At 34.4% G+C, this 25,999-nt stretch carries 23 protein-coding genes; 10 read left to right on the top strand and 13 right to left on the bottom strand.

Translation table 11 applies throughout. The features are described from left to right. The first annotated feature begins 57 nt into the window (after window positions 1-57). A complete protein-coding gene (gene hisS / locus AMQ68_RS03480; protein ID WP_054509219.1) occupies window positions 58-1,407 on the top strand; it encodes a histidine--tRNA ligase in 1,350 nt (449 codons plus the stop codon). 73 nt (window positions 1,408-1,480) lie between these two features. Here the strand turns inward: hisS and AMQ68_RS03475 are convergent, their stop codons facing one another. Continuing rightward, window positions 1,481-2,422, bottom strand: a complete 942-nt coding sequence (locus tag AMQ68_RS03475) for a ketopantoate reductase family protein (RefSeq protein WP_054509218.1) — start codon at window positions 2,420-2,422, stop codon at window positions 1,481-1,483. Between the two features lie 420 nt (window positions 2,423-2,842). On the opposite strand from AMQ68_RS03475, the gene AMQ68_RS03470 reads away from it, so the two are divergent. From AMQ68_RS03470 to AMQ68_RS03455, 4 genes are all read left to right on the top strand, one after another. Then, complete coding sequence (locus AMQ68_RS03470) at window positions 2,843-3,499, top strand: GNAT family N-acetyltransferase (protein ID WP_054509217.1); 657 nt, start codon at window positions 2,843-2,845, stop codon at window positions 3,497-3,499. Between the two features lie 70 nt (window positions 3,500-3,569). Next, window positions 3,570-4,109: a PH domain-containing protein gene (locus tag AMQ68_RS03465; protein ID WP_054509216.1), complete on the top strand. Its 540-nt coding sequence runs from the start codon at window positions 3,570-3,572 to the stop codon at window positions 4,107-4,109. Then, window positions 4,106-4,840: a hypothetical protein gene (locus tag AMQ68_RS03460; protein WP_054509215.1), complete on the top strand. Its 735-nt coding sequence runs from the start codon at window positions 4,106-4,108 to the stop codon at window positions 4,838-4,840. The genes AMQ68_RS03465 and AMQ68_RS03460 overlap by 4 nt, the downstream gene beginning before the upstream one ends. A gap of 153 nt (window positions 4,841-4,993) precedes the next feature. Beyond that, window positions 4,994-5,791: a bifunctional 2-polyprenyl-6-hydroxyphenol methylase/3-demethylubiquinol 3-O-methyltransferase UbiG gene (locus AMQ68_RS03455; RefSeq protein ID WP_082383954.1), complete on the top strand. Its 798-nt coding sequence runs from the start codon at window positions 4,994-4,996 to the stop codon at window positions 5,789-5,791. Window positions 5,792-5,840: 49 nt separating this feature from the next. Here the strand turns inward: AMQ68_RS03455 and AMQ68_RS03450 are convergent, their stop codons facing one another. The 3 genes from AMQ68_RS03450 to AMQ68_RS03440 all read right to left on the bottom strand — a co-directional run bounded on the left by AMQ68_RS03450 (window position 5,841) and on the right by AMQ68_RS03440 (window position 8,006). Continuing rightward, window positions 5,841-6,077 carry a YtxH domain-containing protein gene (locus AMQ68_RS03450; RefSeq protein WP_054509213.1) on the bottom strand — a complete coding sequence of 79 codons (237 nt, stop codon included), beginning with the start codon at window positions 6,075-6,077 and terminating at the stop codon, window positions 5,841-5,843. Window positions 6,078-6,182: 105 nt separating this feature from the next. After that, on the bottom strand, window positions 6,183-7,025 hold the full coding sequence (locus tag AMQ68_RS03445) for an isoaspartyl peptidase/L-asparaginase (protein ID WP_054509212.1): 843 nt from the start codon (window positions 7,023-7,025) through the stop codon (window positions 6,183-6,185). Between the two features lie 93 nt (window positions 7,026-7,118). Continuing rightward, window positions 7,119-8,006, bottom strand: a complete 888-nt coding sequence (locus AMQ68_RS03440; RefSeq protein WP_054510008.1) for a cyanophycinase — start codon at window positions 8,004-8,006, stop codon at window positions 7,119-7,121. Window positions 8,007-8,207: 201 nt separating this feature from the next. Between AMQ68_RS03440 and cphA the strand changes: the two genes are divergently transcribed. Next, on the top strand, window positions 8,208-10,838 hold the full coding sequence (gene cphA / locus AMQ68_RS03435) for a cyanophycin synthetase (protein WP_054509211.1): 2,631 nt from the start codon (window positions 8,208-8,210) through the stop codon (window positions 10,836-10,838). Between the two features lie 67 nt (window positions 10,839-10,905). On the opposite strand, the gene AMQ68_RS03430 is transcribed toward cphA, so the two are convergent. The 9 genes from AMQ68_RS03430 to AMQ68_RS03390 all read right to left on the bottom strand — a co-directional run bounded on the left by AMQ68_RS03430 (window position 10,906) and on the right by AMQ68_RS03390 (window position 20,634). Next, window positions 10,906-11,352 carry a hypothetical protein gene (locus AMQ68_RS03430; RefSeq protein ID WP_123905594.1) on the bottom strand — a complete coding sequence of 149 codons (447 nt, stop codon included), beginning with the start codon at window positions 11,350-11,352 and terminating at the stop codon, window positions 10,906-10,908. A gap of 16 nt (window positions 11,353-11,368) precedes the next feature. Beyond that, window positions 11,369-12,553, bottom strand: coding sequence for a hypothetical protein (locus AMQ68_RS03425; protein ID WP_054510007.1), 1,185 nt, complete (start codon window positions 12,551-12,553; stop codon window positions 11,369-11,371). A gap of 166 nt (window positions 12,554-12,719) precedes the next feature. Continuing rightward, a complete protein-coding gene (locus AMQ68_RS03420; RefSeq protein ID WP_054509209.1) occupies window positions 12,720-13,553 on the bottom strand; it encodes a type 1 glutamine amidotransferase in 834 nt (277 codons plus the stop codon). A 35-nt stretch (window positions 13,554-13,588) separates the two neighbouring features. Next, on the bottom strand, window positions 13,589-14,707 hold the full coding sequence (locus AMQ68_RS03415; protein ID WP_054509208.1) for a carboxylate-amine ligase: 1,119 nt from the start codon (window positions 14,705-14,707) through the stop codon (window positions 13,589-13,591). Between the two features lie 25 nt (window positions 14,708-14,732). Next, a complete protein-coding gene (locus AMQ68_RS03410) occupies window positions 14,733-15,686 on the bottom strand; it encodes a RimK family alpha-L-glutamate ligase (protein WP_054509207.1) in 954 nt (317 codons plus the stop codon). 46 nt (window positions 15,687-15,732) lie between these two features. After that, the gene (locus tag AMQ68_RS03405) at window positions 15,733-16,446 is read right to left on the bottom strand and encodes an alpha/beta hydrolase-fold protein (RefSeq protein ID WP_054509206.1); all 714 of its coding nucleotides are present in this window, start codon (window positions 16,444-16,446) and stop codon (window positions 15,733-15,735) included. 230 nt (window positions 16,447-16,676) lie between these two features. Next, on the bottom strand, window positions 16,677-17,888 hold the full coding sequence (locus AMQ68_RS03400) for an acetyl-CoA carboxylase biotin carboxylase subunit family protein (protein WP_054509205.1): 1,212 nt from the start codon (window positions 17,886-17,888) through the stop codon (window positions 16,677-16,679). A gap of 141 nt (window positions 17,889-18,029) precedes the next feature. Next, complete coding sequence (locus tag AMQ68_RS03395; RefSeq protein WP_054509204.1) at window positions 18,030-19,445, bottom strand: M17 family metallopeptidase; 1,416 nt, start codon at window positions 19,443-19,445, stop codon at window positions 18,030-18,032. A 64-nt stretch (window positions 19,446-19,509) separates the two neighbouring features. Beyond that, window positions 19,510-20,634, bottom strand: coding sequence for an alpha/beta hydrolase-fold protein (locus AMQ68_RS03390; RefSeq protein ID WP_241775044.1), 1,125 nt, complete (start codon window positions 20,632-20,634; stop codon window positions 19,510-19,512). 211 nt (window positions 20,635-20,845) lie between these two features. Here AMQ68_RS03390 and glgB point away from each other — a divergent pair, with 211 nt between their 5' ends. The 4 genes from glgB to AMQ68_RS03370 all read left to right on the top strand — a co-directional run bounded on the left by glgB (window position 20,846) and on the right by AMQ68_RS03370 (window position 25,965). After that, the gene (gene glgB / locus AMQ68_RS03385) at window positions 20,846-22,795 is read left to right on the top strand and encodes a 1,4-alpha-glucan branching protein GlgB (protein WP_054509202.1); all 1,950 of its coding nucleotides are present in this window, start codon (window positions 20,846-20,848) and stop codon (window positions 22,793-22,795) included. A 3-nt stretch (window positions 22,796-22,798) separates the two neighbouring features. Further along, window positions 22,799-24,205 (top strand): glycogen synthase, encoded by a 1,407-nt coding sequence (locus AMQ68_RS03380; protein WP_054509201.1) that lies wholly within the window; start codon window positions 22,799-22,801, stop codon window positions 24,203-24,205. Between the two features lie 86 nt (window positions 24,206-24,291). Beyond that, window positions 24,292-24,627, top strand: coding sequence for a hypothetical protein (locus AMQ68_RS03375; RefSeq protein WP_123905592.1), 336 nt, complete (start codon window positions 24,292-24,294; stop codon window positions 24,625-24,627). Window positions 24,628-24,696: 69 nt separating this feature from the next. After that, a complete protein-coding gene (locus AMQ68_RS03370) occupies window positions 24,697-25,965 on the top strand; it encodes a glucose-1-phosphate adenylyltransferase (RefSeq protein WP_054509199.1) in 1,269 nt (422 codons plus the stop codon). Window positions 25,966-25,999 lie beyond the last annotated feature (34 nt).

Raw genomic sequence — 25,999 nt, 5'->3', positions numbered from 1 at the left:
CAATTCCTTATTTTTGCAATACTTATCAATTATTAATCATCATTTATCAATTATAAAATGAAGCAAAGCTTAGCAAAAGGGACGAGAGATTTTACAGCAGAAGAAGTTTCAAGAAGAAAATACATCATCAATATTTTACAAAAGAACTTCGAATTATTTGGGTTCCAGCCATTGGAAACACCAAGCTTTGAAAACCTTTCGACATTGACGGGGAAATACGGAGAAGAAGGAGATCGTTTGATTTTTAAGATTTTAAATTCAGGAGATTATACTTCTAAAGTGAATCAGGAAGATTGGGATAATAAAAGTCATCAAAAACTGACCTCTCAAATTTCAGATAAAGCCCTTCGTTATGACCTTACAGTACCTTTCGCAAGATTCGTTGCAATGAACCATGGGAAACTTACTTTCCCTTACAAACGTTACCAGATTCAACCGGTTTGGAGAGCAGACCGTCCTCAAAAAGGGAGGTTTAGAGAGTTTTATCAGTGTGATGCAGATGTTGTAGGAAGCGAAAGCCTTTTACAGGAAGTAGATTTGGTTCAGTTGTATTTAAAATCATTTGCAGACTTAAAAGTTCCCGTAACGATTCATTTAAATAACAGAAAAATTCTTTCTGGTTTAGCAGAATACGCAGGAATTACAGATAAATTAATTGATTTCACGGTTGCTTTAGATAAGCTTGATAAAATCGGGAAAGAAGGCGTTGTTAAAGAATTATTAGAAAGAGAGATTTCTCAGGAGTCTATCGATAAGTTAGATTTCTTGTTTACTCAATCTGATGATGCACTAGAAAATCTTCTTCAATTGAAAGAGAAATTTGTAGGAAATGAAGTAGGAACAAAAGGAGTTGAAGAATTAGAATTTGTTTTGACGAAATCTGTAAGCCTTGGTGTAGATATTCAGAATCTTGTTTTTGACATTACATTGGCAAGAGGATTAGATTATTATACCGGAGCTATTTTCGAGGTAAAAGCAGATGAGGTTCAAATGGGTTCTATCGGTGGAGGTGGAAGATATGACAATCTTACAGAAGTTTTCGGGGTGAAAAACATTCCGGGAATCGGGATTTCTTTTGGTCTGGACAGAATCTATCTTGTTGTAGAAGAACTAGGTCTTTTCCCTGCAGAAGCTACATCGAAAGTTGAATATCTGTTTGCCAATTTTGGAGGTGAAGAAACTTTGGATGCTTTAAAACTGATCATGCAGCTAAGAGAAAAAGGAATCTCAGCAGAGTTGTATCCTGAAAGTGCAAAAATCAATAAACAATTTACCTATGCTGAAAAGAAAGGAATTAAAAACCTTGTTTTCTTAGGGGAAGAAGAAATTAAAAACGGAACAGTTACCTTTAAAAACCTTGAAGCCGGAGAACAGAAAACAGTTTCTTTGGAAGAGTTTTTAGGATAAAATAATAAAACATAAAAATGAGTCTTCTCAATATTGAGGAGACTCATTTTTTTTATCAGTTCTAAATTAAAGCTTATTTTACTTTAGCTTTTAATTCATCATAGAGCTTTTGCGTGGAAGGAACCTGAATTCCTAGTTCTGCTCCGTATCTTATAATAGCACCTGCAAACAATTCTAGTTCGCTGTTGTCTTTTTTAGAATTAATATCTAATTGCAAAGAAGTTGGAGTTTCGGGTGGAAATGTAGATGCTTTTTCAAAGGTTTTATCAATGATATTTTCTCCGAGATGAATTTCTTTTTGCGTTGCAATAAGTTGTATTTCTTTCATTATTTCAGCTGCTTCAGCTTTTTGAGAAGAATCTGTACATACAGTTCCGATTGAAGAATTGTATTTAGCCGTTACCAAGCCAAAGCTTGCTACAAAAATAAATTTTGTCCAAATATCGATCAACGAATTATCTTTAAAATCAAAATCTATTTTACTTTCTTTGATAATATTGATGACCCAATCGATAGAAGCAGAAAAATGCGCAGGATCTTTTCCTATGATTAGCTTTCCGGCTTTTCCTTTATGCTCCACAATTCCTTTTTCTTTAATGTGAGAGGCAACATACAGACAAGATGGTAAAATAATATTCTCAGGGATTATTTTTCGTATTCTGTCATAAATATCAACACCATTCATCATCGGTAACAAAATCGTTTCCTTGGTAATGACTTGTTTTAACTGATCACAAACTCTTTCCAGATCGTATTCTTTTACACAAATTAATACCAGATCGGGATTTTTAATGTCGCTGATGCTTTCGTAAACTGCATTGGGGCGTGTCAGTGGGATAGGATGTTCAGGAGAAAGCAATGTTAATCCATCTTCCTTTACTTTTTTATAAGTTTCACCTCTTGCGATAAATGATATTGTATGTTCTTGTGACGTTTCATTGGTTTGGTTAATTTTAAAACCAAAATAGCCTCCAACGCCTCCAAGGCCTATGATAACAATATGTTTTTTATTCATAAATTTATTTTAATGATTCCAGAATGTAAATTTTAAATATAAAGCCTGTTTAAATTAATAAAAAAATTAAACCGCAAAAGGTACAAAAGCTATTATTGAATCATTTAAAGTTTAGCTCTTTTGAAAACAAAGCTCTCAAAAGAATAATATTTCGACTTCGCTCAATATGCAAAAATTTTTTAAGCTTATGAGTTCTTGTTTGCATTTCATGATGAACTTAAATAAATAATATATTAATCTTTTGTCTCTTTTGACTCTGTCGAATCTTCGATTTGTGGTTAAAATAGAAAGTTTAAACAAATTCATTTCTAAATTCCCTATTCAAAGGGTTTGCCAAGGTTAAAGGTCGGGATTTATTTTAATATTCAAGAAATTTATAATCTATATTTGTTATAGAATACGACCATGAAAAATTGATAAATGAAAAAAGAAATTTCTCAGGATATAATAGGAAAATGGCTAAAAGCCTGGAGTTTATCACGAGACTTGCCTTTACCCACTCAATATAAATCTGGTTTTAAAGTGGATGTTGGCTATGAAACACAGAAATCTCGTTATGTTTTTACAGCGCTTAATGAGGATTTCTTTGAATTAGCAGCATCAATAAATGAACCTTGGATATATTTAAAAGTTTGCGCTTCTCCTTCAGAATTAAAAAATAGTCTGCCTGAAAGATGGATCATACAGCCACAAGGATACATGATGGAATGTTTTCCACCGATGAATATTCTGAATGTTACTTTGCATGAAAATTACCAATTAGAATTTGATCATTATGATTCAACTTTTGTTGTTAGAATTGTTACTAAAGATGGAGAATTAGCTTCTGTCGGTCGTGTTATTATTGTCGATGATCTGGCAGTGTATGATAGAATTTCAACCGAAGAAAACCACAAAAGAAAAGGTCTCGCTACTTTTTTAATGAAAGAGCTTGAAAAGATCGCTTTATCCAAAAATGTTTCCAATCACTTTTTAGTGGCCACTGAACAAGGGAGATCTTTATACGAATCATTGGGCTGGAAGCTTTACAGCCTTTATACTTCGATTGTTATACCATCTGAAACATCAAAAAATTAAACGGAATTAAAGTATTTTCATAAAGAAATAGTATTTTAGTCCCATAAACTATTATAAAAAACTAAGACAAATGAGTGAAAAAAAATCAAGACTTGAGGAAATAAAAGCCGAGCTTGAAAAATTAAATATAAATCCTACCTTTTTTGCGAGAAAAGAAATTCGCGAATTACCCAATGTACTTTCAACAGATGAAAAAATTGTCTATCTCGTTGAAGGAAGAAATAAAACCACTCAACATCATATTATTTTAGTAGCTACCGACAGAAGATTGATTTTTATTGATAAAGAGTTCATGTACGGATTAAAAGTTGAGGATTTCTCTTACAGCAAAGTGAGTTCTATACAGTATGAAAAATCATTGATGTTGGCATCAATAGACATAAGTATCTCAGATAATATTCTCGAAATTGACGGTGTTGGAAAGTATGAAGCAGAATTATTTTGTGAAAAGGTAAGAGATTTCATGTCTCGCCCAAAAGAATATTTTCAGCCTAGAAATGAACCTTCCGTATTGGATCAACTGGAACAGTTAGGAAGACTGAAAGAAAACGGAGTAATAACGGAAGAAGAATTTACAGAACAAAAGAAAAAATTGATAAATAAATTATGATAAAGGAAGTTGTTTTTAAAATGTTTAATTGGAGGTGGTATTTTACTTCTTTTATAACGCTATTTGTTGGTGTTTTTTGTTGGCTGACGATTCTAATTTTGCCGATAAGTAATTTTACCTGGACTTTTTTCTCTGCTTTTCCATTTATTGTGGGCATTGTTAGTTTTATGTTGGGGATTTCGAGACTTTTTAAGAAGGATGAATTTAAGAACGGACTTTTTCAATGCCTTCTTAGTTTTTGTGTATTCATGATGCTGGGTGTTATGTTTGCCTTTTTCCCGCCTAAAAGTCCTTACAAAGCGTATACAGGGATAAAAAATCCTAAGAACGCAAGATTTGCAATGCCTTTAAAGGTTTCTGCTGGTGGCGAGAAAGATTTGATTGAAGTTAATGGACAAGATATATTATTATATGATAATCTAAGGCCAGGAACTTATAAATACGATGTTTTTCTTAATAAGATAGAGAAAGGAAAAGTGTACTTGAAAATATTTGATTTCAATACCAACAGAATTCTTTCTGCGGCAGAAGTTAAAAAGAAATCTCAGATTGAAGTTTTCAATTCAACGAATGAGTTGAAGGAGTTTAATCTTGATGACGATTTCATTGTGGAAGAAGGAGATTGGGGAGACTATTATGGAAGTAAAGTCGAAGTATGGTTTAAACCTGAAGACGATACTAAACCAGAAAGAAGAATTTTAAGTAAAAACTATGTGATTCAAGGTTCATAATTTGATTCTTTGTGAACCATGAAAATCTAACCACAAAAGATGCAAATAAACTTAAGTGTTCTTATTTGTAGTTTTTAGATCAACTTAATAATAACGTATGTGCTAATCTTTTGTGGTTAAAAAACTAAACATTTAAGTAAAATAATTAATGTCATGGAAAACTATTTAGAAATAAATAAAACCTCATGGAATGCCAAAGTAGATACGCATGTAAAATCTGATTTCTATTTTGTAGATGAATTCTTAAAAGGTAGGAATTCTCTTAATTCTATTGAGTTGGATCTTTTAGGAGATGTTAAAGGAAAAAGCATCTTGCATTTGCAGTGCCATTTTGGGCAAGACTCTATTTCATTGTCGAGATTGGGTGCAAAAGTTACAGGAGTAGATTTGTCTGATAAAGCAATCGAAACAGCAAGAGATCTTACAAAACAATGCGAAACAGATACCCAATTTATTTGTTCGGATGTATATGATTTGCCAAATGTTCTGGATGAAAAATTTGATATCGTGTATACAAGTTACGGAACGGTGGGCTGGCTTCCGGATTTAGAGAAGTGGGCGAATGTTATTCATCATTTCCTAAAGCCTGGCGGAAAATTTATTATGGCAGAGTTTCATCCTGTAATTTGGATGTTTGACGATGACTTTAATGAAGTGAAATATAATTATTTCAACGAAAAACCAATTGTGGAAACCAACGAAGGGACTTATGCAGAAAAAAACGCAGATCTTGTACTGAATAATATAACGTGGAATCATCCATTATCGGAAGTTCTTCAGAATTTAATTAAAAAAGGATTATCGATTGAGAATTTTCAGGAATTTGATTGGTCACCATATCCTTGTTTTAACCAAGTTGAAGAGTTTGAGAAAGGAAAATGGAGGATTAAACAGTTTGGAAATAAAATACCAATGGTGTATGCATTAACGGCACACAAAAAGTCATCGTAAAATATTTTACGATGACTTTCTTATATATGAATGTTAAAAAAAACTAGTCTTAGCTTAAAGAATCTTCAGCTTTTGTTTTAGCTTCGTCTACTTTGGTCTGAACTTGGGAAGCCACGTCATTTGCTTTACTTTTAAGATCATTCCCCCATTTATTAAGGTTATCTTTCGCAGTATTGATTTTATCTTTTACTGCTTGTTGTTCTTCCGGAGTAGATTTTTTGTACTTCCAATATGCTAAAGCTCCTAATCCTAATAAAGCAAGTATGCCATTTGTTTTGTTTCCCATGATTTCTATTTTTTGAATGTTGTGATTACTACTAAAATTTGTTATTAATAACTAAGTAAAATACGTGCCAAAAAAATAAATACAATTATAAATTTATGTTAAAATTTAATTGAATACTTTAAAAATTTCACCATCAAAACTTGCGAATACCATCGTAGGATAAGAATCCTGATGATAGATATTCCCTTCTTTATCAATGGCAATCGCACCTGCAAAGCCATCAATTGTTTTTAACTCCTCAAAAGTTTTATGAAAAGCATTTTCCAATGTCATCCCATCTGTAACCCTGGTTACAATTTTGGTAGAAGTGGCATTGCTTACAATATCCTCTCCAACACCTGTGCAACTTACCGCACAGAAAGCATTGGCATAATTTCCTGCAACGGTTGCAGAGTCTGAAATTCTTCCGGGGATCTCAAAACCTTTTCCTCCGGTTGAGGTAGCAACAGCCAATTTACCGTCTTTATCAATCGCTACACAGCCAACCGTTCCTTTTCCGCCATTTGCTAATTTAGCTTCATATTCTTTTCGGCGTTGAGGGATTTCAGTAGAGAAGTTTTCAAAACCATGTTCTGTAGCATATCTTTTGGCGCCTTCACCTCCTAACACTCTGTCGTCTTCCTTCATTAAGTCTTTAGCCACAAAAATAGGATTCTTCACATCCTGAATATTGATAACACCACTTAATTTTTGGGTCTCACCATCCATAATAGCAGCACTCATGCGGATCACGCCATCACTTTGGATCTGGGAACCGATTCCTGCATTATAAAGCTCATCATCTTCCAAAAGAGAAACGGCATACGCTACCGTATCAAATGCGGAATTTGACTGTAAATATTCAAAAGCTTTTTGAACAATATTTTTTAATGAATCTTGTTTCGCTATTTTTACTTCATGGCTTTGGTCACTTTCTGAGAAGAAACCGCCGTGGATGATTAATTTCATAATGTTGTATTGGGCAATTGTGAAAAGTCAATTGTCAATTTTAAAAATAAGTAAAATTATCGTAAGAAAAATTCACATTTCACCATTGACAATTTATTTGTCTTGCGGTATCGGGTTAAATTGAGAATTTTCAATAGTCAAAGTTTTTGTCGTCAGATCATAATGATCATTCATCGACATCACATGTACGGTTAAATTATCAATAGAAATAGGCTCTCCAAGGTTTATATTGGTAAGGTTGGTATCTTTAATGAACCTACCATCTACAATAATCACAAGACCTGACCCTACGGCTGTCATCGTATCATTATAAATAAAAAGTCCGGTATCTTCCCCTAAACCAATTCCCAACGTTCTCGGATTATTAACCACCGCTTGAAATAAACGTCCGATTCTTCCTCTTTGAACAAAGTGAGTATCGATAATTACGTTGTCAATTAATCCTAACCCTTGGGTAGTTTTTATCTCACCTTTCAACAATGCTTCAGAACTGCTTCCCTGATAAATCATATTTTCAGAGGCCGCCGCCGCTCCTGCAGAAGTTCCGGAGTAAATAAAATCCTGCTCCTGATACTTCAATAGAATTGTATCGTGAAATCTTGTTCCGCCAAGAATAGAAGTCAGCCTTAGCTGATCTCCACCTGTAAACATGACAACATCGGCAGCATTAGCTCTTGCTACCATGGCATCAGAATTCGCTTCCTCACGGTTGTGAATATCAAGAATGTTTACATTTTTAGCACCTAGAAATTCAAAAGCCTTCTTGTATTCCGTCCCTACAATCTGCGGGATTTGTGAAGCAGTTGTAATAACTTCTATTATAGAATCTTCTTTAAGCCTAGACTCATTAATTATTTTTCTTAGAATACCTCTTTCAAAGAAATTGAGGTTCTTTTCTATATTCTGGTCGTAGTCGGTTTCAGCAAAACTGCCTTTGTTTACAGCGCCTCCAATAACGATTAATTTTCCTACTGGTTTCATCATAGTGTGCAAATTTAAAAAATTATTAACATTTGACGAAATCTATGCCATATTTTAATTGATCCTGAGTATTTTAGAAATATTAATAATTTTCAATTTTATTTTGAGAAATCTACAAGTGTGGTATAGTTTTTTTTATGGTTTTGCATTATCTTTGATCTTAGAATATGTTATCATTAATAAGAAAAATGCAAACTGATTATGAAAATTGAGAAGATACAGGCTTTACGCGGTCCGAATATTTGGAGTATAAGAAGGAAAAAGCTGATACAGATGAGGTTGGATCTTGAAGAATTAGAAAATTTCCCTACCAATAAAATCGACGGTTTCAGAGAAAGGATAGAAAAGCTCATGCCTTCTTTGCTTTCACACAGGTGCTCGGAAGGGGTGCAAGGTGGTTTCTTTCACAGAGTGGAAACAGGAACCTGGATGGGTCACGTTATAGAACATATCGCTCTCGAAATTCAGACTTTATCAGGAATGGATACCGGGTTCGGAAGAACAAGGGAGACAAAAAGTCCGGGGATTTATAATGTTGTTTTTGATTATATTGAAGAAAATGCAGGAATTTATGCGGCAGAACAAGCCGTACAGATTGCAGAAGCTTTAATTGAAGGAAGAGAATATGATATCAATGCCTGTATTCAAAAATTAAAAGAAATCAGAGAACGTGTTCGTTTGGGCCCGTCTACCGGAAGTATTGTTGAAGAAGCAGTTTCCAGAAAAATTCCATGGATCAGATTAGGGACTAATTCTCTGGTTCAGTTGGGATATGGGGTAAATCAGCAGAGATTTCAAGCGACCATTACAGGAAATACAAGCTCAATTGCAGTAGATATTGCATGTAATAAAGAATTAACAAAAAGAATGCTTCATGATGCTGCAATCCCTGTTCCTATTGGAGAGGTAATCGTAGATGAAGAAGGATTGGATTTTGTAATCAAAAAAATAGGATATCCGATTGTTTTAAAACCGTTGGATGGAAATCACGGAAAAGGGTCTTCTATTAATGTAAACGATTGGGAAGCTTCTAAAATAGGATTGGAGCATGCTCAGAAATATTCTAATAAAGTAATTGTTGAAAAATATATTACAGGATATGATTTCAGAGTATTAGTAATCAATAATAAAATGGTTGCTGCTGCAAGAAGAGTTCCTGCTCACATTGTAGGAGACGGAGAATTAAATATCCAGCGATTAATCGAAAAAGAAAATAAAGACCCGAGAAGAGGCTATGGCCACGAAAATGTGTTAACTGAAATTGCAGTAGATAAAGACACAACAGAACTTCTTGAAAAACTTCATTATACGCTTGAAACAGTTCCTCAAAAAGGAGAAATTGTTTATTTAAAATCAACAGCTAATCTTTCAACAGGAGGAACGTCTATAGATGTTACCGACATGGTTCACCCTGAAAATATTACGATGGCAGAAAGAATATCTAAGATCATCGGTCTTGATGTCTGCGGAATTGATATTATGGCTGAAAACCTAACGCAGCCTTTAAAAGAAAGCGGTGGAGCTATCATTGAAGTGAATGCAGCTCCAGGTTTCAGAATGCACTTGGCACCAAGTGAAGGGCTTCCAAGAAACGTTGCAGCTCCGGTTGTTGATATGCTGTATCCTACAGGAAAACCTTTTACCATCCCGATCATTGCGGTGACAGGAACAAACGGTAAAACGACAACAACAAGGTTGATTTCTCATATCATTAAAAATAATGGGTATAGAGTAGGTTTTACCACTTCAGATGGAATCTATATTCAAAATACAATGCTGACGAAAGGAGATACTACAGGCCCTTTATCAGCTGAATTTATCCTGAAAGATCCAACGGTAGAATTTGCAGTATTGGAAACTGCCAGAGGAGGGATTCTTCGTTCTGGGCTTGGTTTTTCTCAATGTGATATCGGTGTTTTAACCAATATTACAGAAGATCATTTAGGAATGAATGATATTCATAACCTGAAAGACTTAACCAAGGTAAAAAGAGTAGTTCTTGACAGTGTTAAGAAAAACGGATGGAGCGTAATGAATGCTGATGACGAGTATTCTATGAGAATTGTGAATGATCTACAGAGCAATGTGGCAATTTTCAGTATGGATGAAAACAATCCTTACATGAAGAAATTCGCAAAAGAAGGAAAAATCACTTGCGTGTATGAAGAAGGTTTTGTGACGATCAAAAAAGGAGACTGGAAGATCAGAATAGGAAAAGCAAAAGACTTTCCTATTACAATGGAGGCTAAAGCAAAATTCATGATTGAGAATGTGTTGGCTGCAAGTTTAGCATGTTACCTTCAGGGGTTGGGAATAGAAGATATTTCAAATTCACTGAGAACTTTTCTGCCAAGTGCACAACTTACTCCAGGAAGGTTAAATGTTTTCAAATTTAAAAATTTCAAAGTTTTAATTGATTTTGCTCATAACCCGTCAGGATATGAAGCGATTGAAGATTTCCTTAAAAATATTGAATCTACCAAAAAAATAGGAATTATTTCCGGAGTTGGAGACAGAAGAGATGAAGACATCAAATTATGTGGTAAAATTGCCGGAAGAATGTTTGATTATATCATTATCAGAAATGAGAAACATCTTCGTGGCAGAAAAGAAGAAGATATCAATGCATTGATCATTGATGGAATTAATGAGGCTGGAAAAGATGTGAGCTATGAAATTATTCCTAAAGAAATTGATGCCTTAAAACATGCCATGGGCATGGCTGAAGAAGGAGCTTTTATTACAGCGTTAAGCGATGTTATTTCTAACGCCATCGATCTGGTGCAGGAATATCAGGCTAGGGAATTATTAGAAGAAGATAAATCTTTTTAATCAATATATTGAATTTCGGGCGGCTTCAAAGAAGCCGCCCGAAATTCATTTTGAAAAAGGGGAAAAGTTATTGAGTAACTTTTAATATTCCATAATTTTTAGGTTCAATTATTTCAGTAAAAGTATCGTAAGAGTCTACCTCCCAATTATTTTTACGAAATATAAATGATAAAAATTCTATCCAGGATTTATTTCTTTGGAAATTTATTTGCAAATTATCTCCTTCTTTGGGCTGATACTCAAAATCGAAACAATTTTTATTGTTGAGTTGCTCAAGTACAAATTTCTCAGTCAAAGAAAAACCAATTTTATTACTGGGCATATTTAAAAGTCCCATAATCCCATCATTGTATTCAGAACCCATATATTCGTATATAATCCAACTGAATGGTTCTTTAGATTTTGGGAGTTTTTTACTATGAAATTTTTCTAATCTTTTATGAATATTTATTAATTCTTTATCCTTAATTTCTAAACAGGTACAGAATTTTAATTCATTACTAATTTCACACATTTCTTTATGTATTAATCTATTCCTCCACAAAAAACGCATTAGAACTTCCAATCCAAATTGCATCTTTTTTGTTGAAATCAACGTTTACCATAGCGGCTTTAGTCATTCTTCCTAAATTTTCTAATAGGATAGGGCGTTCATCATTTTCTCTCCAAATGTACAGTAATCGGATTTCTGCTTTTGAAAATTCCCCATTGATATCTTCAAAAAGAGGGGCGTATTCTACTTTTCTTTGTAAAATATAGTTTTCCTTATCTTCAATAGCATCTGTAATTTCCTGAGTAGGATTCAGATTAACTCCGCTTCCTGCAAATGAAAATAAAGGTTTTAAAACAAAGTTTTCAAGAGTTTCACTTTCTGGGAACTCATGTAAGAAATAGCTTTTCGGAACAAACTGATGTTTCAGCATGGGAAGAAGGAATTTTGAAATTTTAAAAAACCAATTGGGATGGGTAACCCAAGTGACATCTACCTCTTCACGGAAATCAAATTCAGTGGTAAGATCTGGAATTCTATCTAATTCGTCGAAAATAACACGGTTATAGATTCTTTTGATCTCAACTAATTTTCCATCATTTTCATAATATAATTTCTTTCCTTGTTTCTTTACTTTGGTTAAGCAAACGGTTTTTATTCCTAGTAACTTTTCGGTAAGAATGAAGTCTATGAGGGTTTTCTGCTTTTCTGGAAAAATTTCGAGGAGAATTACATTTTCGGGATTTTCATTGCCTACAATTAATTCTTTTACATACGTTGCAAACTCTTCCTGAGGCATTTTGTTTCTAATCTCCTGTAAGAAAGGGTAAACTTCACAAAAGGTATCTTCATAAACTTTTTGAAAAGCATACAATGATGGAAATGCCTGAAGTTCTATTAATTGAGGCTCAATTTGTCCGTTTTCACTTTTACAGATTCCAAAATCTATCGTAAAAAAATGAGGTTGATGCGTGTCATTAGGAACTTTACAGTTTTCAGGAATGGCTTTTTGTAAGGTTTCAGGCGATAAAGCTTTAATCTGATCAATAATACTTTCGCTGGCATCAAGAAGCTTATCCTTAAATTCATTGGTTAGAAAAAGAGGACTTTCAGAAATTCTAAAAGAAGGCTCTATGCCACTTTTCTGTTTTAAAATCTCTTTAAATTGACTGTATTTTTCCTGAGAAAATTCCTGATTAAATTGTTTTCTGTATGTTGAGATCATATTCTTTTTCTTTGTGATTTTAAAAAATCGAGCAATATTGCTCGATTTATGTATTGATTTTTTGTTGAATATTTTGAAATAGTTCATTACATGATATCGCTACAAAATGACAGTTAATATTAGAAATGTCATGCTGAGCGGAGTCGAAGCATCTGTTGAACTTTATTTAAACCATGGCTTCAGCGCCCTTCAAAATGTTTTTTTTTGCAAATTGCAAAAATCTTGGAAGAATCTGAGCCTGTGTAAGAACAATCTTATCTTCATCATCCATTCTGTCTACGGTTTCAAGATATTTTTCCATTCCATAATTCTCGATCATAGCTTCTTTATTTTTCTCGTCTTTTAGGTTTTCAATCATGCCTGCTGGGTTAGCCTCAGGATGGAACTGAGTTCCAAAGATTTCTTCTGAAAAACGGATCGCCATAATCGCTCTTTCCAAATTAATATGTGGACGGAATTTTTCTATCGCAACGATTTTCATTCCTAATTCTTCGAAACGTTCATGGTTAGGTTCAATAAACTGAAATGCTCTTGAATCTACCGCATAAAAAGGATTCGGAAGATTTTTTAATAAAAATTCTTGCTTGCCTTCATCTGTTTTATGAATAGGCATTACCCCGAAAGAATAAGATTTTCTTTTGCAGATATTTCCCAGTTCCCAATGAATACTCGCCAATTGAAATGAGTGGCAGATAAGGAACATATACTTTTTATCATCATTGTATTTATTATGATCATAAACGGTATCTAGAAATGTTGCAAATTTATCTTCCCATTCAAGTCCTTCTCTGTGCGGATCTCCGGGACCTCCCGAGGAAATAAAGATGTCAAAATCTTCTACATTAGGAATTTCATTCTTATATCTTACGTCAAATATAGTGATGGTCACATTCTCGTCAGACCTTTGTTGGAAAGTTTCAGAAATTTCTTTAATATTTCTAAAGCCTTGATTAACATGGTTGTTATTCATATCCAATAAAGCGATTCTAATATCTTTCATACGACTTCATATTTTTTACAAAGTTACCAAAAATATTACGAAGCGGTTTCGCCATGTGTTATGCCATACTCCGTTTCCGAGATCATATAATCTACTACTTTTGTAAGATCACCGGTTTCTTCAAATATTCTAAGTTGCCTGTCGGCCCCTGTTCCGTTTTCTAAAATTGTCCAGGCGTATTCAACTTCTTTTCTGCATCCTAGATCATCCACAACATCATCAATGAACTCAAGAAGTTCTTTTAATAATTGCGGATAAGGAATAGATTCTTCTTTACCAAAATCAATAAGATGAGCGTCAATTCCACTCTTAGAAGCCCTCCATTTGTTTTCGTTCAACAGCAATCTTCTATAGCTTCTAAAGCTTAAATTCTGCTGATGAAGTTTATAAATTTTAGCAACCAAACTTTGCATAATGGCAGCCATACAAACGGTTTCATCAATTCTTAATGGCATGTCGCAAATTCTAAACTCAATGGTAGGGTAGAATGGATGTACCCGCAGATCCCACCATATTTTCTTGGCGTTGTCTATGGTTCCGGTCTTGATCAAAAGATCCACATAGCTGTCAAATTCTGCCAGAGAATTAAAGAAACTTGGTATTCCTGTCCTTGGGAACTTTACGAAAACTTCCTGCCTGTAAGACTTAAACCCTGTATTTCTTCCGATCCAGAAAGGGGAATTGGTAGAAAGAGCATACACGTGAGGTAGAAAATAGCGCATAACATTCTGAATTCTAACGCCTTCTTCACGATTTGGGATCCCGATGTGCACATGCAGTCCGAAAATAAGATTTCCACGGGCAACATCACCCATATCGTCTACAATTTTGTTGTAACGCTCCCCATTGGTAATGGTGTTGTGTTCCCAATTTGAAAAAGGATGCGTTCCTCCTCCGGAAACCCGAAGTCCCTGATCGTGGGCTGTCTTAATAAGATGCCTTCTTAAAGTGGTGAGTTCGGCCTGTGCTTCCTGAATATTCTGGCAAATACCGGTTTCCATCTCGATCATGGACTCATGCATTTCATGCTTTAAGTTTTCACTTAAAACCGCTTTTCCGCCTTCAATAATTTTTGAAACATGAGAGATTAAATCTCTGCTTTCAACATCTATAATTTGGTATTCTTCTTCGATACCAATCGTAAATTGATGCATTTTTTTTCGGTGTTTTTTTGTTTTTTTATTTTACGGAATCTTTTACAAAAGTTCCCCAAGAGATATTAGGTTTTCCCGGAACATATTCTTTCGCTTTTTCAATCGCTAATTTAGCTGAATGTTCTACGATCCATGCGAAGTTTTCTTCCCCTACTGAGTTGATATCTGCGTCAGGAGCAGGATTACAGAAATCAATAGCATAAGGAATTCCGTCTCTAATCGCAAATTCTACAGTATTGAAATCATAACCTAAAGCTTCATTCATTTTGATTGTATAATCATGAATTACTTTGAGTAATTTTTTTAGTTCTGCGCCTTCCGTTTGATGCGTTGTTGCATATCTTAAATGATGGGCATTTCTAGGTTCGTAAGGCATGATGTGAACATATTTCTTGCCTAAACAATACACTCTGTAGTAATCTTCAAAAACAATTTCTTCCTGAACCATCATTACCAATTGCTCGGTTTCTCCCAGTTTATTCCAAAGGTCTTCCGGGTTTTCTACGCGGTAAACACTTTTCCAGCCGCCACCATCATGAGGTTTCATATAAGCAGGGAAGCCTACATATTCAAAAATATAATCCCAATCGTGAGGGAATTTTAAGTTTCTGAATGATTTTTCTGAAGTGTCTGTAGGTCTTTCGTGCGATGGCAATAAGACCGTCTTGGGAAGAGGGATTCCCAGCTTAGACATCAATGCATTATTGAAAAACTTCTCGTCTGCACTCCACCAAAAAGGATTATTGATAACATACGTTCCGTTCAATGCTGCATTTTTAAGATACGCTCTGTAGAAAGGAACATCTTGCGAAATTCTGTCTATAATTACTGCATATCCGTAATCAGCACCTTGCTCTAATTTGTCAATGGTCACTGCTTCAGCAATAATCTCTCCGCCGCCTAATTCATTTACCTTGTCTATGAATGCCCAAGGAAATGTATCTTCCATCCCAAATAGAATTCCAACTTTTTTTGCCATAATTGTTGTTTTTAATGTTTTATACTATTTAATTTTCTATAAAATGTTAAGAGAAAAAGGTTCCTATAAATTTAGGAAAGACCATTCGCCAAAGAACCCAGTCGTGGCTGATCCATTTTCTTTCATCATACCAGAAATCAATTCCTTTTGATCTTAAGATGCCTGCCATTTCTAAGTTTTTATCTTTACAGATATCCTGATCGGAAGTACTTAATACGATGTGCATGTGTTTGTATTTCCAGGCTTCATCATTTTTCACGAACTCTCTCGGGCAATTGAAATAGACCAATTCATCAGAGTATCCATCCATAAAATTACGGATACTGAAGGCTCCCGAAAGGCAGAATAAATGAGAAACTACGTCAGGGAATCTAAACGCGAAATTAGCCGCATGATAGCCTCCAAAACTAGCTCCTGCAACTGCTACACGATGGGTTTTATGTAGCTTTTGGATGTAAGGAACAAATTCCTGAATGAGAAACTGTACGTATCGCTCATAGTTTTTAATCCTTTGCTGTGGCGATATGTTGTTGTCGTAAAAACTCCAGCTGTCAATGGTTTGAATATTATATAATTTTATTTTTCCTTGTTCAATAAACCAATTGATGCTTCCATTAAGGTTAAAATCATGGTTTTGGGTATATTGCCCTTGGGAAGTAGGGAACATGATAATGGGATGCCCATAATGTCCGGTTACCTCTACTTTAAGGCTTGTTCCTAATATGTTTGAATAGTAATCAGTATGTTCTATCTGAGGCATTTTTTTTCTTATTTGAGTTTTACTATTTTATTTCATTACTATCGAAGAAGAATTATATCAATTCTATCCATTCAATTCCGCCCAATCAATCCTCTGTAAGGATATCGAGAACGATAATTCCTTTTCTTGTATGCTCTGTTTTTAGCATTTTCTAATGCTTTATTCAGATTGGGATTTTTAGAAATTGAGGAATGACTTCTTTGATATTCATGTCTTTATTCATCACTGAATTATGAAGTTGGTTTGCTTTTAGGCGGGATGATATTTAATAATTCTGCATGTATTTTTTTTGCAGCATAATCTAGTCTTTCCTGCACAACGGTAGAATCGCTGGATTTATATACAATACCAACGTGGTATTCTATGGGTAAGAATTGTACCGCTTCTTCACATTCAAATTGATTATAATCTGGTTCTCTATCTTTAATTAAAGCAATAATTAACCCTGAATAATAGGCTGTAGGTTTTGATACCTGATATTTTTTACCTTTCAAAAGAGCATCTTCTATTTTTGCCCATTCCCTCCAGATGTTAACATTACTTGAAGCTTCCACCAGATCAGGGATGTGAGCGCCCCCAACTCTTGATGAAGTTTCCAGGAAATAATATTTACCATCTTCTTTACTTCTTATAAATTCTGTATGAGTAGCACCGTTTAGCAATCCGAAATTTAAAATTACATCTGCATTCACTTCATCCAATGCTTTAAATTCATCAGAATATCTTCCTAGTGTTTTCGTTCTGAATACACCACCTTCATGAGAAACCTCCATAGGTGGGGCAAGATATTTGGATGCTGAAGTAAATACAATTTCTTTGTTAAATGTTAAGCTGTCCACATGATAAACATCTCCAGGTTTAAAGCTTTCCAATAGAAATAAATGACGCTCTTCTCCAAGTTCATATAAAGCTTCCCAAAGTTGGTCTTTGTTTGTTATTTTTTTAATTCCTGAGGCAGATGCTTCCGAACGTGGTTTTAGCACCCATGGATCCGGAACCTTTTCTATAAATGTATTTACTTCGTCAATATTAAAAACTGCTGTAAACTCAGGGACATTGATTCCAGAATCTTTTGCTTTTTGTCTCATCGCCAATTTATCTCTGAAATAACGGTGAGTGGTTTGGCCCATTCCCGGAATGCGGAAAGTTTCTCTGATGAGGGCTGCTTTTTCAACATCATAATCATCTAAAGCCACCACAGCATCTACTTTTCTGGTTTGCATAAGATAAGAAAATCCCTGAATAAGATGATCAAGATTCCAAACAGAAGGTTTGAGTTCCGGCATGTAAAATACCTCATCGATGGCTTCCCACGGCCAATTTTTTTCTTTAAGATTTTCAGATGTTATTAAGATTACTTTATTACCGAGCTTCTTCATTTCATCCATGAAATCATAGCCCTTGTAATAGCACGAAATACATACTATTGTTTTCTCCTCCATATAATGTTTTTTTAATTTTAGTGAATATTCAAAAATAAAACAGATTCTTTGTTGGTTAATTATTGTGTAAAGTAGTCTATTGTTGTGTTTTTGAGAATTACTATATCAATTATACAGACATTTTTTGTAATAAACTAATTTTTAGTGATAATTTTCAATTAAATCGGCCAATAACTGCACTCCAAAGCCTGTTGCAGCTTTTTCTTTGGCATATCCAACGCTTCCAAAGGCAACTCCGGCAATGTCTAAATGGGCCCATTTTGGATGATTTTCAATAAACTGTTCTAAGAATTTTGCAGCAATAATACAGTCTCCAATAGGTTTCATTGAAATGTTTTTCAAATCGGCAACATCAGATTGTATATCGTCTTTCCAAATGTCCCATAACGGTAAATTCCATAGTCTTTGATTGGTTTTATCACCGGTTTTTATTAAAAGATTTTTCAGCTCTTCATTATTGGAAAACAAGGCTCCGCAAGTATCACCGAACATTCTTACTGAGCTTCCTGTTAATGTAGCAAGGTCAATCAATATATCTGTTTTGAAATTTTTAGCCATATAAGAAAGTCCGTCTGCCAAGATCATTCTGCCTTCCGCATCGGTATTTAAGACCTCAATTGTTTTTCCATTGTATGCGGTAATCACATCACTCGGAAGGAAGGCTTTTTCAGAAATAGCATTGTCTGTAATCGGTAAAATCGCAACAATATTTACAGGAAGCTGCATTTCTGAAGCATAAATTAAAGCGCCTAAAACAGCGGTTGCTCCACCCATATCAGATTTCATATAATGCATATTATCAGGGTTTTTCAATGAAACTCCTCCGGTATCAAACAATACACATTTTCCGACCAGACCAATGGTTTTAGCGTTTTTAACACTTGTCTTATACTCTAAAATGGTAAAAGCAGCATCATAAGCACTTCCTTGATTTACAGAAAGATAAGCTCCCAAGCCTAGCTCCTCACATTTTTTCCTGTTAAAGACGGTGTATTTTAAATCATTCTTCTTGGCTAAATTTTTAAGATATAAATTAAATATATCAGGGTTTTTAAGATTGGCGGGTTTGTTTAGCCAATCCTGACAGGCAATTTGTCCGTTACATAATGCTGTAACTCTTTCGGTTATTGCATTTAATTTTTTCTGGCTTACATTCTCAAAATGGATTTCAAATTTTGCATTCCAGAAAGGATGGGTTTTATCAAAAGGGTAGTTGTAGGTTCCTATTAATAGCCCTTTCACAAATTCTTCAAACTGTTTATCTGTGATGAAATCTGCTAAAAGCAACGTGGGAACTGGCTGTAAATTCTTTTTCTGACTTTGGGAGAATTTCTGGGCTACCTGTTGTGCTTCAAAATTCTGAAGTGTAGATTTACCCAGACCAATAAAATAGGTAACGCCTTCTTCATGCGCATTTATAAAGACTTCGTTTTTCTTTCCTGTGAAAAAAGGTGATATGTTTTTATTGAATTTTCCTTCTTTTTTTGTCCACTCTTCTTCTGTGAATAATTGGAAGACTTGCGTATATGTTTTGTTTTTTTTATTAATTAGTTCCATAGGTCTTGTAATAATTTAATAATATATTTTTAAGCTGATTAGATTTTTTTTGTTTGCTTATCTGTTAATTTTTAATGCTTTTTTGTTGTGGCTCTACTTCTACAGGGTTTTCTATGTTGTCATAAAATAGCCATTCTATAGCTCTTGGGAATTCCTGTGACCAATAAAATTCATTGTGTGTTCCTTCAGGATTAATACTTGTTTTAAACTCGAAATCAAACAGTTTTTTTTCCTCCCATTTCTTTAAATATTCTTCAAAAATGTGAATTCTTTTTACCATTTTAGATCCTTCCTGCGCACCACCGTATAAATATATTTTTGTGGTAAAAGGGGTTCTGAAATTCATCATCGGAAAATTATTATTAGGCTCAACCCAAAGAGAAGGTGAAAAAATTAATAATTTAGAATAGACTTCGGGATACAGAAAACCACTGTAAATACTGATCAATGCTCCGAGAGAACTTCCTCCGATTCCTGTATTGTCTCTGTCTTTTTTGGTCCGGTAATTTTCATCGACAAAAGGTTTCAGGGTATCCGTGATAAAACGAATGTATTTCTTTCCTTCAGAACCGTGGGCTACATGATCATTATCAAAAATATATTCTTTAATTCTTTCCTCGCTTCCATGTTCTATGGCCACTACAATAACATCACCACGCCCATATTCTGCAAGAATAGAGAGTTTTTTATCGATTTCCCAATTCCCATATCCACTTCCTTCATTGAAGAGGTTTTGAGCATCCTGAAGGTATAAAACAGGATAGTCTTTGTTGGAGAAATAATAATCGTAAGGCAATAAGGCCCAGACTTTACGGTAACGGTCAAGCTGTGGAATATAAAATTCTTCCGAAATAATTTCTGCAATAGGGAAATATTCATCTTTAAAAGGTCCCCAGTTGAGTCTCCATTTTTCAACAATATCAGAGGTTTTCCCTAAAGATTTGTTTGCTTTTCTATTAGGAGTAATACTTCCGTATTTGTCTAATTCTACATTTTCCCAACCGCCTTTTGTAAATTTATACTCAATCACAGACGGGAGAGCCTGATCATCAATTTCGATAGAATATCGGTGAAGATCCAGTTGTTTAAGTTGGTAGTTAAAGTCTTTAGGATTCCAGTTGTTGAAATTTCCTGTGATATATATCGGTCTGTCATCACTTTCTTCAGTGTACATTTCAAACTTCATCATGTGCGTTTAATAAATTTTAATAGTTAAATTTATAAAAAACTTTTTATAGTAAAATTTTAAATTAATAAATAATTAAGATTAAAAAATTTATATATTTGATCAGGAAGGGAGTTAATCAAATTAACATAATAATTATTTCAACAATAGTTAATAGTGTTTGTTGATATTTTTTGTAGCTTCAAGAATTATATAAAAATTAATCAAAGACTTGATGAATTCTGTTAAAACGTATACGCTTTTTACTGAACATGATGTTTATCTCTTTAAAGAAGGGAAGCATTATAAGCTATACGATATGTTTGGTGCGCATTCTGTAGAAAAAGAAGGAATTCAAGGAGTTTATTTTTCGGTTTGGGCTCCCAATGCGAAAAAAGTTTCGGTGATAGGAGATTTCAATAATTGGAATGATAAAGACCATATTTTGTTTCCTCGCTGGGATGAATCGGGAATTTGGGAAGGCTTTATTCCTGCATTACCATTAGGAACTTTATATAAATATGCTGTTGAAACGCCCCGAGGAGAAATTTTAGAAAAAAGTGATCCCTATGCTTTAAGTTGGGAACAAAATAGACAGGCCGCTTCATTGGTTGCTACTACTTGGTATGAGTGGGGTGATAAAGAATGGCTTAACAATCGTTGGAAAGTAAACAGTCTTAATGCTCCGATTTCGGTGTATGAACTGCATCTGGGCTCTTGGGTAAGAGATTTGGATGATCCTGAACGATTTTTAAATTATCGGGATATTGCCAAAAAACTCGTTCCTTATATCAAAGAAATGGGTTTTACTCATGTAGAATTCATGCCTGTGATGGAGTATCCGTATGATCCGAGCTGGGGATATCAGATCACTGGTTTTTATGCAGCGACATCGCGTTTTGGTTCGCCACAGGATTTAATGTTTTTAATTAATGAATTGCATAACAATGGTATTGGCGTTATTTTAGATTGGGTTCCATCTCATTTTCCGGGTGATGCGAATGGTTTGCACCGTTTTGACGGTTCCCATTTATATGAACATGAAGATCCTAGAAAAGGTTTTCATCCCGATTGGAAGTCTTATATTTTCAATTATGGAAGAAATGAAGTAAAGTCTTTTTTAATTTCAAACGCCATGTTTTGGTTAGATCGTTATCATGTTGATGGATTGCGTGTGGATGCAGTAACCTCAATGCTTCATCTCGATTATTCACGAAAAGAAGGCGAATGGGAACCTAATATTTACGGAGGAAATGTGAATCTTGAAGCGAAAACTTTTTTACAGGAATTTAATACTGCTGTTTATAAAGAGTTTGGAGATAATATCATCACCATTGCTGAAGAAAGTTCAGATTTTCCAATGCTCACAAAGCCTGTTCACGACGGAGGAGTTGGTTTCGGAATGAAATGGATGATGGGTTGGATGCACGATACATTGGATTATTTTAAAGAAGGTTATGGAGGCAGAAAATTTCATCATCATAAACTTACTTTTGCTTCCATGTATATGTATAATGAAAATTATATGATGCCTTTGTCTCACGACGAGGTAGTCCACGGAAAAGCAAGTTTGATCTATAAGATGGTAGGTGATGAATGGCAGAAGTTTGCCAATCTTCGGTCGCTGTATGTGTATATGTTTACGCATCCTGGCGCAAAGCTTCTGTTTATGGGAGATGAATTCGGACAAACAAATGAATGGAATTTTAAACAAAGTTTAGATTGGCATTTGTTAAAATATCCGGTTCATAAAGGATTACAGACTTTGGTAAAAGATCTAAACCATTTGTATCGGTACGAATCTGCGTTTTATGAAAATCAGTTTGATAAAACAGGTTTCGAATGGGTAGAAGCTGATGATCTTGAAAATTCTGTTTTCACTTATATAAGGAAGGGAAAAAGGAGGGACAATATATTTATGGTGGTTTTAAATCTCACACCAAAGGTTTTAGATTATAAAATTGGGGTCAATGAAGGAACGCATTGGGAAGTTATTTTCAATTCGGATGATGAAAGATATAATGGAAGTGGTGTACAGCCTGAAATTATAAAAGAGCAATCTGGACCATGGATGAATCGTTTAAATTCAATAATTTTAAAACTTCCACCGCTTGCAGGAGTTGTTTTAAAAATGAAAAAAGATAAAAAGTATAAATTACATAGAATTAAATTACACAAAAGATAAAAAATGATAGTTTATCATCTTAGCACCGAGTGTTATCCGGTAGCAAAAGTAGGAGGGTTGGCAGATGTGGTAGGAGCGTTGCCAAAGTATCAGAATAAAATAAAAGGAGTTGATGCAAAGGTGGTAATGCCTTGGTACAACAAAGCTTTTGTTTACGATCATGAGTTTGAGGTTGTTTTTGACGGATTTATTCATCAGGGACAAAACATGCTTCAGGTTCAGGTGTTGAAGGAGAAAACTGATGTTTTGGGATTTGAATTATATATGGTTAAAATACCCGGACTTTTAGACAGAGAGAATCCTTATGGATATCAGGATGAAAGTTTTCAGTTTTTGGCTTTTCAGCATGGAGTGTTACATTGGTTAAGTTCAATGAAAATTCGTCCTGACGTTTTGCATTGCCACGATTATCATACAGGATTGGTTCCTTTTATGATAGAAAATTGCCGTGAATTTGAGTTTTTAAAAGGAGTAAAAACCATAGGGACTATTCATAATGGCGAGTATCAGGGAATGATGAGCTGGGAAATGGTAAATTATATGCCTTCTTTTGATAGCTATAAATGGGGATTCTTGGATTGGAATGGTTATATCAATCCTTTGGCAAGTATGATCAAATGCTCAACTGCTTTTACAACGGTTTCTGAAGGATATCTGGAAGAACTTTTTGTAAGTTTCAGAGGTTTGGAAAGCTTGGTTCGTGATGAATTTTCAAAGGCATACGGAATTATCAACGGAATTGATACCGAAGTCTGGGATCCTGAAACTGACCCGATGTTGAATTTTAATTTTAACAGCAAGAACGTAATCCAACAGAAAAAGAAGAATAAAGAAAAGCTTTGTAAAGAATATGGTTTAAAGCCTGAACTTCCTTTATTTGCTTTTATCGGAAGATTTGCCACAGAGAAAGGAGCAGATTTGCTTCCTGATGTAGTATGGAAAAGCATTAAACAAAGTTATGGAGCATTAAACATCATGATTTTAGGTTCCGGAAATTCTTACATTGAAAATAAATTGAAAGAATATGATTATACCTATTCCAATTTTGCTTTGGATGTTGGGTACAAAGAATTTCTTTCGCATCAGATCTATGCTTCGGCAGACTTTTTATTAATGCCTTCAAGAGTAGAGCCTTGTGGATTGAATCAAATGTACTCCATGAGATACGGAACCGTTCCTATTGTAAGATATACAGGTGGTTTACGAGATACTGTTGAAGATATTTCTACGGGTGGAGCTGGAATTAATTTCACCTATTCCGGAGTAGACGACATCGTTCATGCGATGAATAGAGCATTAGCCATCTACAATCAAAAAGGAGTGATGGAAAATTTAATACATGCAAATATGAGTTTTGATTTTGCATGGGAGAAATCTGCGGAAAAATACATAACTTTATATAAGAAGTAGTTGTAATGATATTGAGTTTGAAAAATATATCCTTTAGTTTAGTATTATTTGTTTCAATTAATATGTATTCTCAAAATACAACACAGATGATGAGGCAAACATTAATGACGCAAAATCAGCAAATGATAAGGAGTAATCAGAAGCTTTCATTAATGAATAATAGTAATGGAATGTTTTCTATTGAAAAAGATCTTGAAGTTAGTAAGAAACAGGTGGGTAGAATGGATGAAAGAATCAGGAAAGTTGAAGAAGAAATAATATCACAACAGCTTGACCTAGATAAAACTGAAAATAAAGAAAAGCTTCAGAAAGAGATTGAAAGAAATCAGACTAGGTCACGTCGACTTCAAAAAGACAAACAAACTATGCAAAAACGGATAGATTTGTTAGAATCTCAAATTGCTAAAACTCAAAAAAAATAGTGAGAATAAAGCTGAGGAACTCAATTAACTAAGAAGGATAAAAATTAAAATAAAAACGCAAGATAAATTATGAATCGCAATGTTATTTCCATTGTTTTAGGAGGAGGAAGAGGAACAAGATTATTTCCTTTAACGTATACAAGATCAAAACCGGCTGTTCCTATTGCAGGAAAATACAGGTTGGTTGATATTCCTATTTCGAATTGTTTAAATTCAGGATTAAATAAAATTCTGGTTCTTACACAGTTCAATTCAGCTTCTTTGAATTCGCACATCAAAAACTCTTATCACTTTGATATTTTCAGCAAAGGTTTTGTTGATATTTTGGCGGCTGAGCAGAATGTAGAAAACGAAAGCTGGTACCAGGGCACAGCAGATGCCGTTCGCCAGTCTATGAAGCATCTTGAAAAGTATGATTATGAGTATATTTTAATTCTTTCAGGAGATCAGCTTTATCAGATGGATTTTCAGGAAATGTTGAATTTTCATATTGAGCATGGAGGCGACGTTACCATTGCAACCATTCCGGTAAATGCTAAAGATGCTACAGGTTTTGGTATTTTAAGTTCTGATGATGAAGGAAACATTACTTCTTTCGTTGAAAAACCAGGGTATGATATATTGGATGGTTTGAAGTCTGAAGTGTCTGAAGTGAATAAAGAAGCCGGAAAAGAATATTTAGCCTCAATGGGAATCTATATATTCACAAAAACGATTCTTAAAAAAATGTTTGATGATGGAGCCGGAGATGATTTCGGAAAAGATATTATTCCAAACTCCATCGGAAAATACACCACATTAAGCTATCAGTTTGAAGGATACTGGACGGATATCGGAACAATTGAGTCTTTTTATGAAGCCAATATAGATCTCTGTCAGGATTTTCCTCAGTTTAATTTATTTTCATCTTCGCCTATTTATACAAGAGCGAGAATGCTTCCACCATCTAAAATCAACGGTTCTTATGTAAGTAAAGCTGTTTTTGGAGACGGTTGTATCATCATGGCAGATAAGATTGAAAATTCCGTGATTGGAAACAGAACAAGAATAGATAAAGGAAGTACGATCGTAAATTCCTATGTGATGGGAGCAGATTTCTATCAAAATACCACAGAAATTGTGATGAACGATAGAAAAGGTAAACCGAATATGGGAATCGGAAAGTACTGTTTTATTGAGAAAGCAATTTTAGATAAGAACTGTTATATTGGTGATAATGTAAGGATCATCGGTGGAAAACATCTTCCCGATGGCGATTTTGGGACCCACTCCATACAGGATGGAATTGTAGTCGTGAAAAAAGACGCCGTGATTCCTCCGGGAACGCATATCGGATAATTTGCATAAACATAAAACTAGAGTGATCAATATA

Origin of the sequence: Chryseobacterium sp. ERMR1:04 (genome assembly GCF_001297705.1) — a bacterium.
Classification (GTDB): Bacteria; Bacteroidota; Bacteroidia; order Flavobacteriales; family Weeksellaceae; genus Chryseobacterium.
This window is presented reverse-complemented; position numbering and strand designations above follow the sequence as displayed.